The organism is Pseudomonas sp. 210_17 TE3656 (assembly GCF_054821965.1).
Genome location: NZ_JBTRBC010000001.1, coordinates 3,946,166 through 3,960,448 on the forward strand (window position 1 = coordinate 3,946,166; position 14,283 = coordinate 3,960,448).

The 14,283-nt window shown below is 62.3% G+C and carries 16 protein-coding genes; 7 read left to right on the top strand and 9 right to left on the bottom strand.

The features are described 5' to 3' along the window. Window positions 1–8: 8 nt before the first annotated feature. The 4 genes from ACVI9W_RS18505 (at window position 9) to ACVI9W_RS18520 (ending at window position 4,360) form a co-directional block, all read left to right on the top strand. A complete protein-coding gene (locus tag ACVI9W_RS18505) occupies window positions 9–611 on the top strand; it encodes a hypothetical protein (protein WP_461530763.1) in 603 nt (200 codons plus the stop codon). A gap of 116 nt (window positions 612–727) precedes the next feature. After that, window positions 728–1,405: a response regulator gene (locus ACVI9W_RS18510; protein WP_157191475.1), complete on the top strand. Its 678-nt coding sequence runs from the start codon at window positions 728–730 to the stop codon at window positions 1,403–1,405. After that, window positions 1,402–2,748, top strand: coding sequence for an ATP-binding protein (locus ACVI9W_RS18515; RefSeq protein WP_422421921.1), 1,347 nt, complete (start codon window positions 1,402–1,404; stop codon window positions 2,746–2,748). The genes ACVI9W_RS18510 and ACVI9W_RS18515 overlap by 4 nt, the downstream gene beginning before the upstream one ends. Window positions 2,749–3,037: 289 nt before the next feature. Next, entirely contained in the window at window positions 3,038–4,360 is a 1,323-nt protein-coding gene (locus ACVI9W_RS18520) for a dicarboxylate/amino acid:cation symporter (protein WP_461530764.1), read from the top strand. Window positions 4,361–4,472: 112 nt separating this feature from the next. Here ACVI9W_RS18520 and ACVI9W_RS18525 read toward each other — a convergent pair whose 3' ends face one another. Next, window positions 4,473–4,967, bottom strand: a complete 495-nt coding sequence (locus ACVI9W_RS18525; RefSeq protein ID WP_422422079.1) for a SprT family zinc-dependent metalloprotease — start codon at window positions 4,965–4,967, stop codon at window positions 4,473–4,475. 141 nt (window positions 4,968–5,108) lie between these two features. Next, the gene (locus ACVI9W_RS18530) at window positions 5,109–5,708 is read right to left on the bottom strand and encodes a Yip1 family protein (RefSeq protein WP_038608063.1); all 600 of its coding nucleotides are present in this window, start codon (window positions 5,706–5,708) and stop codon (window positions 5,109–5,111) included. A gap of 272 nt (window positions 5,709–5,980) precedes the next feature. Between ACVI9W_RS18530 and ttcA the strand changes: the two genes are divergently transcribed. Continuing rightward, the gene (gene ttcA, locus ACVI9W_RS18535; RefSeq protein ID WP_038608065.1) at window positions 5,981–6,805 is read left to right on the top strand and encodes a tRNA 2-thiocytidine(32) synthetase TtcA; all 825 of its coding nucleotides are present in this window, start codon (window positions 5,981–5,983) and stop codon (window positions 6,803–6,805) included. A gap of 5 nt (window positions 6,806–6,810) precedes the next feature. Next, window positions 6,811–7,482 carry a DNA-3-methyladenine glycosylase I gene (locus ACVI9W_RS18540; RefSeq protein ID WP_461530765.1) on the top strand — a complete coding sequence of 224 codons (672 nt, stop codon included), beginning with the start codon at window positions 6,811–6,813 and terminating at the stop codon, window positions 7,480–7,482. A gap of 77 nt (window positions 7,483–7,559) precedes the next feature. Here the strand turns inward: ACVI9W_RS18540 and ACVI9W_RS18545 are convergent, their stop codons facing one another. The 3 genes from ACVI9W_RS18545 to arsC are packed head-to-tail and all read right to left on the bottom strand — an operon-like array spanning window position 7,560 to window position 8,918. Next, window positions 7,560–7,970, bottom strand: coding sequence for a DUF2069 domain-containing protein (locus ACVI9W_RS18545; RefSeq protein ID WP_038608069.1), 411 nt, complete (start codon window positions 7,968–7,970; stop codon window positions 7,560–7,562). After that, window positions 7,963–8,568 (bottom strand): NAD(P)H:quinone oxidoreductase, encoded by a 606-nt coding sequence (wrbA, locus tag ACVI9W_RS18550; protein WP_197878907.1) that lies wholly within the window; start codon window positions 8,566–8,568, stop codon window positions 7,963–7,965. The genes ACVI9W_RS18545 and wrbA overlap by 8 nt, the downstream gene beginning before the upstream one ends. After that, window positions 8,565–8,918: an arsenate reductase (glutaredoxin) gene (gene arsC / locus ACVI9W_RS18555; RefSeq protein ID WP_274293496.1), complete on the bottom strand. Its 354-nt coding sequence runs from the start codon at window positions 8,916–8,918 to the stop codon at window positions 8,565–8,567. The genes wrbA and arsC overlap by 4 nt, the downstream gene beginning before the upstream one ends. Window positions 8,919–9,004: 86 nt before the next feature. On the opposite strand from arsC, the gene ACVI9W_RS18560 reads away from it, so the two are divergent. After that, window positions 9,005–9,469, top strand: a complete 465-nt coding sequence (locus ACVI9W_RS18560) for a peroxiredoxin family protein (protein WP_461530766.1) — start codon at window positions 9,005–9,007, stop codon at window positions 9,467–9,469. Window positions 9,470–9,553: 84 nt separating this feature from the next. Here the strand turns inward: ACVI9W_RS18560 and ACVI9W_RS18565 are convergent, their stop codons facing one another. From ACVI9W_RS18565 to ACVI9W_RS18580, 4 genes are all read right to left on the bottom strand, one after another. Next, window positions 9,554–9,958 (bottom strand): META domain-containing protein, encoded by a 405-nt coding sequence (locus ACVI9W_RS18565; RefSeq protein WP_461530767.1) that lies wholly within the window; start codon window positions 9,956–9,958, stop codon window positions 9,554–9,556. Continuing rightward, window positions 9,955–10,392: a hypothetical protein gene (locus tag ACVI9W_RS18570; RefSeq protein WP_038608081.1), complete on the bottom strand. Its 438-nt coding sequence runs from the start codon at window positions 10,390–10,392 to the stop codon at window positions 9,955–9,957. Before ACVI9W_RS18570 ends, ACVI9W_RS18565 begins: the two co-directional genes overlap by 4 nt. A 31-nt stretch (window positions 10,393–10,423) precedes the next feature. Next, window positions 10,424–11,413, bottom strand: a complete 990-nt coding sequence (locus ACVI9W_RS18575) for a 2-hydroxyacid dehydrogenase (RefSeq protein ID WP_157191493.1) — start codon at window positions 11,411–11,413, stop codon at window positions 10,424–10,426. Between the two features lie 65 nt (window positions 11,414–11,478). After that, the gene (locus ACVI9W_RS18580; RefSeq protein ID WP_461530768.1) at window positions 11,479–14,232 is read right to left on the bottom strand and encodes a response regulator; all 2,754 of its coding nucleotides are present in this window, start codon (window positions 14,230–14,232) and stop codon (window positions 11,479–11,481) included. Between the last annotated feature and the right edge of the window lie 51 nt (window positions 14,233–14,283).

Below are 14,283 nucleotides of genomic sequence, written 5' to 3' on the forward strand. Positions count from 1 at the left end.
TAAACCTTATGAAAGCGCTCAACACCCTGTTCCTCGCCGTCGCCTTTTTCGGCGCCAGTGCTGCCGTCCAGGCCGCCGACACAACCTTCGCCGGTGTCACCTATGGCCAGACCAGCGACAAGATCAAAAAATCCGGCTTGCTGAGCAGCAACACCGATCACCTGAACACCGACGGCATTATCAGCAAGGACGGAACCTGGGGTGTACGCGTCGGCCAGATGAACGATCAGGGCCGCTACTACCTCACCTATGACAACGTCTCCAACGACCATAGCGGCCTGAAGATGCGTCAGGAAAACCTGCTGGGCAGTTACGACCTGTTCTACCCGCTGGGCAACAGCACCAAGCTGTTCGGCGGTGCCAGCGCCGGTCTGACCAAGCTCAGCCAGGAGTCGTCCGGTTACAGCCGCGACACCGACACCGGTTATGCCATCGGCCTGCAAGCCGGCCTGCTGCAACAGGTCACCGACAACGCCTCGGTCGAACTGGGCTACCGTTACCTGCGCAGCAATGCCAGCACTGAGCTTGCCGAACATGGCGGTCCGAAAGTCGGCACCCTGCGCCTGGACAGCAGCGCGCAAACCTACCTGTCGGCCAACTACGCCTTCTGACCCTGCGATGAAGATGTTCGGACCGGCCTGCAGGTGCATGGCCGGTTCGCTGTTATTCTGCATGGGCTGAGTATTTCGCCGGAGCCACGCGCTTCGGCACGGGTAGGGAGGAACCTATGAAACTGCTGGTGGTTGAGGATGAAGCCCTGTTGCGTCATCACTTGCACAGTCGCCTGACCGAGAGCGGGCATGTGGTTGAAGCGGTACCCAATGCCGAGGAGGCCTTGTACCAGGCCGAGCAGTTCAACCATGACCTGGCGGTGATCGACCTGGGCCTGCCCGGCATAAGCGGCCTGGACCTGATCCGGCAATTGCGCTCCCAGGGCAAGAGTTTTCCGATCCTGATCCTCACCGCGCGCGGCAACTGGCAGGACAAGGTCGAAGGCCTGGCCGCCGGGGCTGACGACTACGTGGTCAAACCGTTCCAGTTCGAAGAGCTGGAGGCCCGCCTCAATGCCCTGTTGCGTCGTTCCAGTGGCTTCGTCCAGTCGACCATCGCGGCAGGCCCGTTGCTGCTGGACCTCAACCGTAAGCAGGCAACCCTCGATGATCAGCCGCTGGCGCTGACCGCCTATGAATACCGCATCCTCGAGTACCTGATGCGCCATCACCAGCAGGTAGTGGCCAAGGACCGTCTGATGGAGCAGCTCTACCCCGATGACGACGAGCGTGATCCGAATGTGATCGAGGTGCTGGTCGGTCGTCTGCGGCGCAAGCTGGAAGGCAACAACGGCTTCAAACCGATCGATACCGTGCGTGGCTTGGGCTATCTGTTCACCGAGCGCTGCCGATGATTCGTTCGCTACGCGTGCGGCTGATGCTGGCAGCGGCGCTGCTGGCCGTGTTGTTCATGCTCGGCCTGCTGCCGGCCTTGCAGAAGGCCTTCAGCCTGGCCTTGCAGGAGTCGATCGAAAAGCGCCTGGCCTCGGACGTTACCACGCTGATTTCTGCCGCGCGCATCGAGCACAACCAGTTGCAGATGCCGGCGCTGCTGCCTGATGAAAAATACAACCTGCCCGACAGCCGTCTGCTCGGCTATATCTACGATCGCCAGGGCAATCTGGTCTGGCGGTCGCGGGCGACGGCCGATGAAAACATCAACTACACCCCGCGCTATGACGGGCGTGGCAACGAGTTCGCGCGGATTCGCCAGGCCGATGGCGAGGAATTCTTCGTCTATGACGTTGAGGTCAAGCTGCTCGGCGGCAAGACGGCGGCCTTCAGTATTGTTGCCCTGCAGCCGGTACGCGAATACCAGCACACCCTCGACGGCCTGCGCGAACGCCTGTACCTGGGCTTTGGCGCGGCGTTGCTGGCCTTGCTGGTGCTGCTCTGGGCCGGTCTGACCTGGGGGCTGCGCTCGCTGCGTCAGTTAAGCCACGAACTGGATGATGTCGAGTCCGGCGCGCGTGACGGGCTCAGCGGCGAACATCCCCGTGAACTGCTGCGCCTGACCGGTTCGCTGAACCGCCTGTTGCGCAGCGAGCGCGAGCAGCGTCAACGCTACCGCGACTCACTGGGCGACCTGGCCCATAGCCTGAAAACCCCGTTGGCGGTGCTGCAAGGGGTCAGTGAAAGCATGGGCCAGCGTCGTGAGGATCGTGAGCAGGCGCGGATATTACAAAGCCAGATCGAGCGCATGAGCCAGCAGATCGACTATCAGCTGCAACGCGCCAGCCTGCGCAAGAGTGGTCTGGTGCGTCACCAGGTAGCCTTGCAGCCGTTGCTTGAAAGCCTGTGCAGCACCCTGGCCAAGGTCTACCGCGACAAACAGGTGAAGATCAGCCTGGATATCCCTGAACACGCGGTAGTGCCCATGGAGCAGGGCGCCTTGCTCGAACTGCTCGGCAACCTCCTGGAGAACGCCTACCGGCTGTGCCTGAGCCAGGTGCATATCAGCCTGCGCAGCGGGCCATCAGCGGTCGAGCTGTGTGTCGAGGACGACGGTCCTGGCGTACCCCCGGATCAACGCGAGCGCATCCTGCAGCGCGGCGAACGCCTGGACCGGCAGAACCCGGGGCAGGGCATCGGCCTGGCGGTGGTCAAGGACATCATCGAAAGCTACGACGCCAGCCTGACCCTGGACGATTCACCATTGGGTGGCGCGGCATTTCGTATCCGCTTCAGCCTGGACTGAGTTCCTATCCCTTCGGGCGGATTACCGCCATCGTTATCCTTTTGCAAAAGGTGTCGGGCGGAAATCCGCCAATCCGCTCGGCACTTTTGCTGCCTCGCTGTGCAACAAACCCCAGTAAACACGGGGCTTGCACCGATAAAGCGCATTTTGGCATCGGGCTTGCTATTGACCTGACAGAGTTCTGCCAGGCAGCTCGACACAACAAATCCCTCCAGTGCAGGAGGGTTCGCGCTTTAGGTACCGCTCGCATCCTGGGAAGGATGAGCCCGATACCCTTGAGGAATTAGCCATGACGACGCGTCAGCCACTGTACAAATCGCTGTATATCCAGGTGTTAGTAGCGATCACCATCGGTATCCTGCTGGGCCACTTCTACCCTGAGACCGGCGTTGCCCTGAAGCCTTTGGGTGACGGGTTCGTCAAACTGATCAAGATGGTTATTGCCCCGATCATCTTCTGCACCGTGGTCAGCGGCATCGCTGGCATGCAAAGCATGAAGTCGGTGGGCAAGACCGGTGGCTACGCGCTGCTCTATTTTGAAATCGTCTCGACCATTGCCCTGATCATCGGCCTGGTCGTGGTCAACGTGGTCAAGCCTGGCGCCGGCATGCATATCGACGTCAGCACCCTGAACGCCAGCAGCGTGGCCGCTTATGCCGCCGCCGGCGCGCAGCAGACCACCGTTGGCTTCCTGCTCAACATCATCCCTAACACCGTGGTCGGCGCGTTCGCCAACGGCGACATCCTGCAAGTGCTGATGTTCTCGGTGATCTTCGGCTTCGCTCTGCATCGCCTGGGTGCCTACGGCAAGCCGCTGCTGGACCTGATCGACCGTTTCGCCCATGTCATGTTCAACATCATCAACATGATCATGAAGCTGGCGCCGGTCGGTGCCTTCGGTGCCATGGCCTTCACCATCGGCCAGTACGGCGTGGGTTCGCTGGTACAGCTGGGCTATCTGATGGCCTGCTTCTATGTCACCTGCGTGCTGTTCATCCTCGTGGTGCTCGGTGGTATCGCCCGCGCTCACGGTTTCAGCGTGCTCAAGCTGATCCGCTACATCCGTGAAGAACTGATGATCGTGCTGGGTACTTCGTCTTCGGAGTCGGCCCTGCCACGCATGCTGGCCAAGATGGAGCGCCTGGGCGCGAAGAAATCCGTGGTTGGCCTGGTGATTCCTACCGGCTACTCGTTCAACCTTGACGGTACCTCGATCTACCTGACCATGGCCGCGGTGTTCATCGCCCAGGCTACCGACACCACCATGGACATCACCCATCAGATCACCTTGCTGCTGGTGCTGCTGGTGGCTTCCAAAGGCGCTGCGGGCGTTACCGGTTCGGGCTTCATCGTCCTCGCCGCAACTCTGTCCGCTGTGGGTCACCTGCCGGTTGCCGGCCTGGCGCTGATCCTCGGTATCGACCGCTTCATGTCCGAAGCCCGTGCCCTGACCAACCTGATCGGTAATGCCGTGGCCACCGTGGTGGTTGCCAAGTGGGTCAACGAGCTGGACGAAGACAAGCTGCAGTCCGAGCTGGCTTCCGGTGGTTCGCCGCTGGTTGATACCCGCCCGATGGATGACCTGGGTGTGGCTGAAGGTCCTGCCCGTTAATGAAAAAGCCCATCTTCGGATGGGCTTTTTTTTGTGCATTTCGCGGGGCAAGCCCGCTCCCACAGGATGTTAGCCATCACTGTGGGAGCGGGCTTGCCCCGCGATGCGTTTGTCACTCCACCCGCGTCTCCCCGCTATACACCAGGGTGCTTCGGCAGCGCCGACACAGATACCGCCGCCCCTGGCGCACCAGGCTGTGGCGCTGGGCCGAGAAGGGGAAGTCGCTGCCGGCACAAGGGCAACGATAGATGTACCGCGTCACCGTACGGCGTTTGACTTCATAGTTATGGCAACGGTTAGGCGGCAGTTCATAAACCCCGCGCATGATCAGCTGCCACTCCTCGCCATGCGGCTGGATACGGTCGCCAAACAATTGGTGGGCTACCAGGTGGGCAACTTCGTGGGCTACGGTTTGTCGCAGGAAGTCTTCGCTGTTTTCGCGATACAGCTGCAGGTTGAAACGCAGCAGGTTTTCATGCAGATGGGCGACACCGGCCTTTTGCCCGCGCAGTTTGAAGCTGACCTCAGGGCGGGAGAAGGGGCGTTTGAAAAAGGTTTCAGCTTGCTGATAACAGGTTTCGACGCGGGATTTGAGCAGTTCGGGCATATCGGGGAACACTCCTGGCCGACAATTATGCCGCAACCACCGCAGCGCTGCCGAGCCACCTGTCAGCGCACAGCATCAGGCCGCCTTTGCGGCGGCCTGATGGTTACTGCGCCTATGTTGCTGCTTTTCTAATAGATGATTCTAGTTGGTATAGACAGGCCCCACGCCTAGTCCCCAAACGATCACGGTGAAGGCCATGATGGCTACCAGCACCACCAGGCCGACCGCCAGTACCGAACTCGAGAACAGGAAGCCTTCATCGGAAGGTATGTTCATGAAAGTCGGCAGGCCGACATAGAGCAGATAGACCGTGTAGCACACGGCTGCCGTGCCGACGATCATCCCCAGCCACAGGTGGGGGTAGAGCGCCGCCAGGCCGCCAACGAACAGCGGCGTTGCGGTGTAGGTGGCAAATGCGATGCAGCGGGCCATGCTCGGGTTGGCGTCGTAGGTGCGCGCCATCCAGTGAATGAACGCGCCCATTACTGCGACCCCGGCGAGCATGGCTAGGTACGACATGATGGTCATCCACAGCGCGCTTTCATGGGTCAGCATGACCGGGGCGCGATCGCCGATGACCCAGCCGACCTGGGTAGTGCCGATAAACGCTGAGACGGCAGGGATCGCCGCCAGTATCAGGGTGTGGGTCAGGTACATGTGGCTGATGCTTTCTTCCTCGCCACGGATCTCTTTCCATTCTTGGTCAGGATGGGTAAACAGCCCCAGAACGTGATGGATCATGCCAGTCACTCCTTCCGTTGTTGCCATCGCCCCCCCAGAGGAGCGCTTGCGACCCCAAGTGATAGGGGCCAGAGGATCGAGGTCACGGTTGCTGTGGCCTTATGTCGCAGTATAGGAAGGAGTCAGCCGCTTAAAGCCGGCTTTTTAGAGCAAATCGCGCTGTCAGCGCGCCGGCTAATCACCTTGCAGTCTTTATCGGATTGGCCTACGCCTGGCGGCGGTTTGTGCGTAAAATATGCCGCTTTTGTCACACCTCGCGGATTCCAAGCGCTATGGGCACCCTTTCGGTCAACCAGAACAAACTGCAAAAACGCCTGCGTCGTCTCGCCGGCGAAGCCATCACCGACTTCAACATGATCGAAGACGGTGACAAGGTCATGGTCTGCCTGTCCGGCGGCAAAGACAGCTACACCATGCTCGATGTTCTGCTGTACCTGCAGAAAGTGGCGCCGATCAAATTCGAGATCGTCGCGGTGAACATGGACCAGAAGCAACCGGGCTTCCCCGAGCACGTACTGCCGGCCTACCTCAAGAGCCTGGGCGTCGAGTATCACATCGTCGAGAAAGACACCTACTCGGTGGTCAAGGAGCTGGTCCCGGAAGGCAAGACCACCTGCTCGCTGTGCTCGCGCCTGCGTCGCGGCACCCTGTACACCTTCGCCGACGAGATCGGCGCGACCAAGATGGCCCTGGGGCATCACCGCGACGACATCGTCGAGACCTTCTTCCTCAACATGTTCTTCAACGGCACCCTCAAGGCCATGCCGCCGAAGTTGCGTGCCGATGATGGCCGTAACGTGGTGATCCGCCCGCTGGCCTACTGCAGCGAGAAGGACATCCAGGCCTATTCGGACCTGAAAGAGTTCCCGATCATTCCGTGCAACCTCTGTGGCTCGCAGGAAAACCTGCAGCGTCAGGTGGTCAAGGACATGCTGGTGGAGTGGGAGCGCAAAACCCCGGGCCGTACCGAGAGCATCTTCCGCGGCCTGCAGAACGTGGTGCCGTCGCAGCTGGCTGACCGCAACCTGTTCGACTTCGTCAACCTCAAGATCGACGACACCGCACCGCCACGTTTTCTCGACGTGCTGAACATCTGACCGGCATGCGCGACTATCAATGGCTGCATGAGTACTGCCTGAACCGCTTCGGCTCTGCTGCGGCGCTGGAAGCGCACCTGCCCCAGGCGAAAACCGCCGAGCAGTTGCGCGCGATCAGCGCCGACCGCTACCTGTCGACCCTGGCCTTGCGGGTGTTTCGCGCCGGGCTCAAGCACAGTCTGGTGGATGCCAAGTGGCCAGCCTTCGAAGAAGTGTTCTTCGGCTTCGACCCGCACAAGGTCGTGCTGATGGGCGCCGAGCACCTCGAGCGGCTGATGCAGGACACGCGGATCATCCGGCACCTGGGCAAGCTCAAGAGCGTGCCGCGCAATGCGCAGATGATCCTCGATGTTGAAAAAGAGCAGGGCAGCTTCGGCGCCCTGATCGCTGATTGGCCGGTGACCGACATCGTTGGCTTGTGGAAGTACCTGGCCAAGCATGGCAACCAGTTGGGCGGGTTGTCGGCGCCGCGCTTCTTGCGCATGGTCGGCAAGGACACCTTCATCCCTACCGATGACATGAGTGCGGCGCTGATTGCCCAGGACATCATCGACAAGCCGCCGACCAGTCAGCGCGACCTGGCGCTGGTGCAGGCGGCGTTCAACCAGTGGCATGCCGAAAGTGGTCGGCCGTTGTGCCAGCTGTCGGTGATGTTGGCGCACACGGTCAATCATTGAGATACATCGCGGGGCAAGCCCGCTCCCACAGAAGCCATCACCAGCCCTGTGGGAGCGGGCTTGCCCCGCGATAGGTTTCAGCCTTCCCCGGCCAACCGCCGGTCATACTGAAAACGCCAGCGCACATACAGCAAGGCACTGACGAACAGCGCCAGGCTGATCGCCACTTCCAGCCAGCCGAAAAGCGCCCGTGCCGGGTCGAACGCGGCCAGTACCCCTTTGATGAAGTACAGGTTGACCACGAAGCAGGTCCAGGCATGGGCGCGTGCGTTGCCCAGCAACATGCCCGGCAGCAACAGCGCCAGTGGCACCAGTTCGACCGCAAGGATTACGCCGGTGCGTGCGCCATGCAGGTCGGCGAACAGCAGGTTGTTGATCGTCAGCAGCGCGATCAGGCCGAAAAAGCTCGCCAGGCTCAGCGCCCGGGCCAGGCGCAGGCGCGGCGTCAGCCAGTCGATCGAAGGCAGCACCTTGGGCTTTTTAGCCACGGCCGTTCTCCAGCAGTTTGGCGGTAGTCGCCAGGCGTTGCCCCAAGGCGCGGCACAGGGCGATTTCGTCGGCATCCAGGTCGCGCTTGCCGTCAGCCCCGGCGTGATGGCTGGCGCCATAGGGCGTGCCGCCACCGCGGGTTTCCAGCAACGCCGACTCGCTGTAGGGCAGGCCCATGATCAGCATGCCGTGGTGCATCAACGGCAACAGCATCGACAGCAGGGTCGACTCCTGGCCGCCGTGCAGGCTGGCGGTGGAGGTGAAGGCGGCAGCCGGCTTGCCGACCAGGCCACCGCTGAGCCACAGGCTGCTGGTGCCGTCGATGAAGTACTTGAGCGGCGCGGCCATGTTGCCGAAGCGGGTCGGGCTGCCCAGGGCCAGGCCCGAGCAATGGCGCAGGTCGTCCAGGGTGGCGTACAGCGCACCGGTATCCGGGATATCCGGGGCCACCGCTTCGCACTCGGTGGAAATCGCCGGGACTGTGCGGATCCGCGCTTCCAGGCCGGCCATCTCGACACCGCGGGCAATCTGCCGGGCCATCTCGCTGGTCGAGCCGTGGCGGCTGTAGAACAGAATCAGGATGTAAGGCGCGCTCACGGCAGAATCTCCAGCACCTTCTCTGGTGGGCGGCCAATCACGGCTTTGTCACCGGCCACCAGAATCGGGCGCTCGATCAGCTTCGGGTGCTTGACCATGGCCTCGATCAGTTGTGCATCGCTCAGGGCCGGGTCGGCCAGGTTGAGGTCCTTGTATTCGTCTTCACCGCTGCGCAGCAGTTGGCGCGCACCGATGCCCAGCTTGCCGAGCAGGGCGCTGAGGGTAGCGGCATCTGGCGGGGTTTCCAGGTAGCGCACCACGGTCGGGGCCAGGCCACGGGCTTCGAGCAGTTCCAGCGCGCCGCGGGATTTGGAGCAGCGCGGATTGTGATAGAGGGTCAGGTCAGTCATGTTCGGGTCGCATCCAGCAGGGTGTGGCGGCTATTCTAACCGCAGCGACTTTGCATTTTGCTTGAATCTTCGAGAAGGATTGACCCATGACAAAACGTTTGGCGGCAGCACTGGCCATCACCGCGAGCCTGTTGCTCGGTGGTTGCGGTGCAGATTATGGCCTGGACCAGAACGGCCAGACCGTGAAAGCCGAGCAGATCGACGGGCACTGGCTGGTGCTCAACTACTGGGCCGAATGGTGCGGCCCGTGCCGGACCGAAATCCCGGAACTCAATGCCGCGGCCAAGCAATGGCAGGCGCAAGGGGTGAAGGTGCTGGGCGTGAACTTCGACGGCCTGCAGGGCGAGGAGCTGAAAAAGGCCACTGAGGCGCTGGGTATCGGTTTCACCGTGCTGGCCGAGGACCCGGCCGAGCGTTATGAACTGCCGCGCAGCGAAGCCTTGCCGGTGACTTACATCATCGATGACAAGGGCAAGGTACGTGAGCAGTTGATGGGGGAGCAGACGCTTGAGGGCTTGAACGCGAAGATCAAGGCGCTTAAAGGCGCTTGATTGGGGCTGGATTTATCGCGGGGCAAGCCCGCTCCCACCGGGTTCTCATAATCCGGTGGGAGCGGGCTTGCCCCGCGATGCCGTTCAGCCTTCTTCAGGCCAGAAGCGCAGCGGCTTGCCCTCGGCAGGCCAGAAGCGCACCTGCTCGATCGGCGAGATATCCCAGCGCTGGACAGTCTCAAGGGCCTGGAGAAAACGCTTTTCCTGCTCCATCAAGGCCGGTGCACACAACTTGCGGGTGCTGCCGACTTTGCCGAAGGTGAGTTTGTCACCGTCGAGCTGGTAAGGCGCGAACCAGTGGTTGCAACCCGCATTGCCATAGGCCCGGCCGTCCTCCGCCAGGGTCAGGGTCAGGTGGCTGTAATCCATCAATGGACGCTCACCGATCCATTCCAGCAGGTAGCTGCGTTCTTGTTCCAGCTTCATCGGCTCGGCCGCACAACCCAGCAGGGCGGTGCCGGTCAGGGCGCAGAGGAGCAGGTTTTTCACTGAGCCGTCTCCTTGCATTTCGGGCACAGGTGCTTGTCGCCACGGCTGCTCCAGCCAAGCTCGGCAATGCGCGCAGTAGCGGCTGGCTGCAGGGCTTTCTTGCCCAGCTTGGCATCCACCGCGAACTCGAAGCTCAGGTTGGCCTGGCAGCTGTCGCAATTGACTTCCCAGGTGTGGATCGCCAGCTCACCGAACACCGGGCCGCTGGCCACCGCGACCCATTGACCGGTCGGGTTGATCAGGTGGCGTACGGTTTCCACGGTCAGGCGCATGGACAAATCCTTGCTGCCCTTGAGGGTCACCAGCAGGACATCATGCTTCTGGATCGAGCCGCCGTTGCCGGTCACTTGATAGCGGCCTGGCACCAGGGCGCGGCATTCGATCAGGGTGTGTTGCGGGTTAAACAGGTTGTAGCGGAAATCGTGTTCGACCATGGGTCCTCCAAATCTGCCGCGTATCCTAGCATCAACCCTCGACCAAGTTTTGCGGATTGCCTGCCGCCCAGCGGGTAATGTTGTCCAGCGTCGTCGCGGCAATGGCCGCCAGCGCCTCACGGGTGAGGAAGGCCTGGTGGGCGGTGACGATCACGTTGGGGAAGGTCAGCAGGCGGGCCAGTACGTCATCCTGCAGCGGCAGGTCGGAGCGGTCCTCGAAGAACAGCTGGGCTTCTTCTTCATAGACATCCAGGCCCAGGTAGCCCAATTGGCCGTCTTTGAGGGCCTCGATCAGCGCCGGAGTGTCGATCAGGGCACCGCGGCCGGTGTTGATCAGCATGGCGCCCGGCTGCAACTGCGCCAGGCTCTGCGGGTTGATCAGGTGGCGGGTCTGTTCGGTCAGCGGGCAGTGCAGGCTGATGATCTGGGCCTGGCGCAGCAGCTCTGGCAGTTCCAGGTAGCGGGCACCGAGGGCCAGCAGCTCGGGATTGGGATACGGGTCGTAAGCCAGCAACTGGCAGCCGAAGCCGGCCATGATGCGGGCGAAGGCGGCGCCGATCTGGCCGGTGCCGACCACCCCGACGGTTTTGCCGTGAAGGTCGAAGCCGGTCAGCCCGTGCAGGCTGAAATTGCCCTCGCGGGTGCGGTTGTAGGCCCGGTGCAGGCGGCGGTTCAGGGCCAGGATCAGTGCGACCGCGTGTTCGGCCACGGCATGTGGCGAATAGGCCGGTACCCGCACCACGGCCAGGCCCAGGTCTTTGGCTGCCGCAAGGTCGACATGGTTGTAGCCGGCCGAACGCAGGGCGATCAGGCGCGTTCCGCCTGCGGCAAGGCGCTTGAGCACCGGGGCGCTGAGGTCATCGTTGATGAAGGCGCAGACCACTTCATGGCCGCTGGCCAGAGGGGCGGTGTCTTCGCTCAGGCGGGCGGGCTGAAAGTGCAGTTCCAGCCCGTGGTCCGCCGGGGTGTTGCTGAAGCTGTCCTGATCGTAGGTCTGGCTGCTGAAAAACAGTACGCGCATGGGATCTTCCTGAGTCGATTGCGGGAAAGTCTAACCGCGGCGGCTGCCCATCACCTTGCCTCAGGTCAGGCGCTCAGGCGCGCCTGGGCGGTGAGGCGGGTGATGGCCCGGTCCAGTTCGTCCAGGGCTCGCGGTGCTTCAGGGTCATTCTGTTTGAGCAGGGTTTCGCTGCGCTGGCAGGCGGCGCGCAACTGCGGTACGCCACAATAGCGTGAAGCGCCATTGAGGCGATGCACACGCTCGATCATGCCGTTGCGGTCGGCAGCCTCGCGGGCGGCGCGAATCGCCTCGCGGTCGGCCTCCAGCGACGCCAGGAGCATGGCCAGCATGTCGGCGGCCAGGTCGGGTTTGCCCGCCGCCAGGCGCAAGCCTTCTTCCGGGTCGAGGACCTTGAGTTCGCTGCTGTCGGCAATGCGTTCCTGCACACGTTCGTTGTGCGGCGCACTCAGGTTCAGGCCGGTCCACTTGAGCACCACCTGGGCCAGCTGGCGCTCGCTGATCGGTTTGGTCAGGTAATCGTCCATGCCGCTGTGCAACAGGGCGCGCTTTTCATTGGCCATGGCATGGGCGGTGAGGGCGACGATCGGCAGCGGTGCGCCGCCCTGGCTGGTTTCCCATTGGCGGATCTGCTCGGTGCACTCGCGACCGTCCATGCCCGGCATCTGCACGTCCATCAGCACCAGGTCGAAATGCTCGTTCTGCACGGCCTGGACGGCGGCATAGCCACTGTCGACGGCCAATACGTCGGCACCCATGTCTTCGAGCAGCGTCTGCACCAGCAACAGGTTGGCCGGGTTGTCGTCGACACACAGTACTTTGGGTAACGGCTGGTCGCTGCTGACCTTGGCCTCGCTGCCGCTGCGCCGGGGTTGAACCAGCTCCAGCAAGGCCCGGCGCAATTTACGTGTGCAGGCTGGTTTGGCTTGCAGCTGGCTATGGGCGTTGGGCAGGTAAGGGTGGTACAGCGCCTGCTCGGTGGTCGGGCATAACACCAGTGCCTGGCAGTCCAGGCGTTGCAATTGCTGGATGTACTGGCCCAGGCGCTCTGGCGAGACACTATCGAGGTTGACCCCCATGACGGCCAGGGTGAAGGGTTCCCCGGCCATGCGTGCCGCCGCCACCGCATGCAGCAGCGGGTCGATCGAATGGAAGGTGGAAACCTGCAGGCCGCAATCTTCCAGTTGATGCTCCAGGGCCTGACGCGCCAGCTCATGGGCGTCGACGATCGCCACCCGGCGCTCCACCAGAGATTGCAGCGGCAGGTCCTCGGCGTCGTCACGGGCCTTGGGCAGGCGCAGGCTGACCCAGAACTGCGAGCCTTCGCCCGGCGTGCTGTCGACCCCGATTTCACCGCCCATCTGCTCGATCAGGCGCTTGGAGATCACCAGGCCCAGCCCGGTACCCCCCGGCTGGCGCGACAACGAGTTGTCAGCCTGGCTGAAGGCCTGAAACAGCGCCCGGACATCCTGGTTCGACAGGCCGATTCCAGTGTCCTGCACGCAAATACGCAGTTGTACGCTGTCACCGTGTTCTTCTTCGAGCATGGCCCGGGTGACGATGGTGCCTTCGCGGGTGAACTTGATGGCATTGCTGACCAGGTTGGTAAGGATCTGCTTCAGGCGCAGCGGGTCGCCGACCAGCGACAGCGGTGTGTCGCGATAGACCAGGCTGACCAGCTCCAGCTGCTTGGCATGGGCGGCGGGGGCGAGGATGGTCAGGGTGTCCTGGATCAGGTCGCGCAGGTTGAACGGAATGCTGTCGAGCACCAGCTTGCCAGCCTCGATCTTGGAAAAGTCGAGGATCTCGTTGATGATCCCGAGCAGGCTGCTGGCGGACTTTTCAATGGTGCCGAGGTAGTCGAGCTGGCGCGGCGTCAGCTCGCTTTTTTGCAGCAGATGAGTAAAGCCGAGGATGCCATTGAGCGGCGTACGGATTTCATGGCTCATGTTGGCGAGGAACTCGGACTTGATCCGGCTGGCCTCCAGGGCTTCCTTGCGCGCCATGTCCAGCTCGATGTTCTGGATCTCGATGGTCTCCAGGTTCTGGCGCACGTCTTCGGTGGCTTGGTCGATGCTGTGTTGCAATTCTTCATGGGCGTTGTGCAGAGTTTCGGCCATGCGGTTGATACCGGCAGCCAGCTCATCCATCTCATAACTGCCCATGACCGGCAGGCGTTCTTCCAGGTTGCCGTCCTTGAGTTGGGTCACGGCGTGCTTTATCTGGCCGATGGGGTCGTTGATCGTGCGACTCATGCGCAAGGCCAGCAGCGCGGTGGCAGCCAGGCCGCAGAAGATCAGCAGCAGGCTGGTGAACAGGCTGCGATAGCCGCGCAACAGGGTGCCGTCGTGGGACAGTTCGATTTCCACCCAGCCCAGCAGTCGATCGGTTTCGTTGGCGATGCGTTCCCCTGCCAGGTCGCGGTGGTGGCCGAACACTGGCAGCAGGTAACGGGTGGCGTCGCTACCGGTTCGCTGCAGCATCTCGGTACCGCCACCTGTAGGTGCCTGGTTGAGCATGCTGGGACCGGCATGCGCCAGATTGTTGCGATCCGGGCCGAGAAACGCCACCGCGCGTACATCCGCCTGCTCCAGGGCCTGGGCGGCGATACGCTCCAGCTGGGCCGGGTCTTGGCTAACCAGGGCCGGTGCCACCAGGGGCGCGAGGTTCTCGGCAATCATTTTGCCGCGTTGCAGCAATTGGGTTTGCAGTTCGCTCTGCTGCAGCCAGGTGAAATAGCTGCCGAGCACCAACGCCATCAAGCCGGCAGGTAACAAAGCCAGCAGCAACACGCGGCTGCGGATTCCCAAACGATTCAGCACGAAACTCTCCTGTGCCTGGCATGTGCTGTAAGCCGCCGTCGGTGCTAGCTG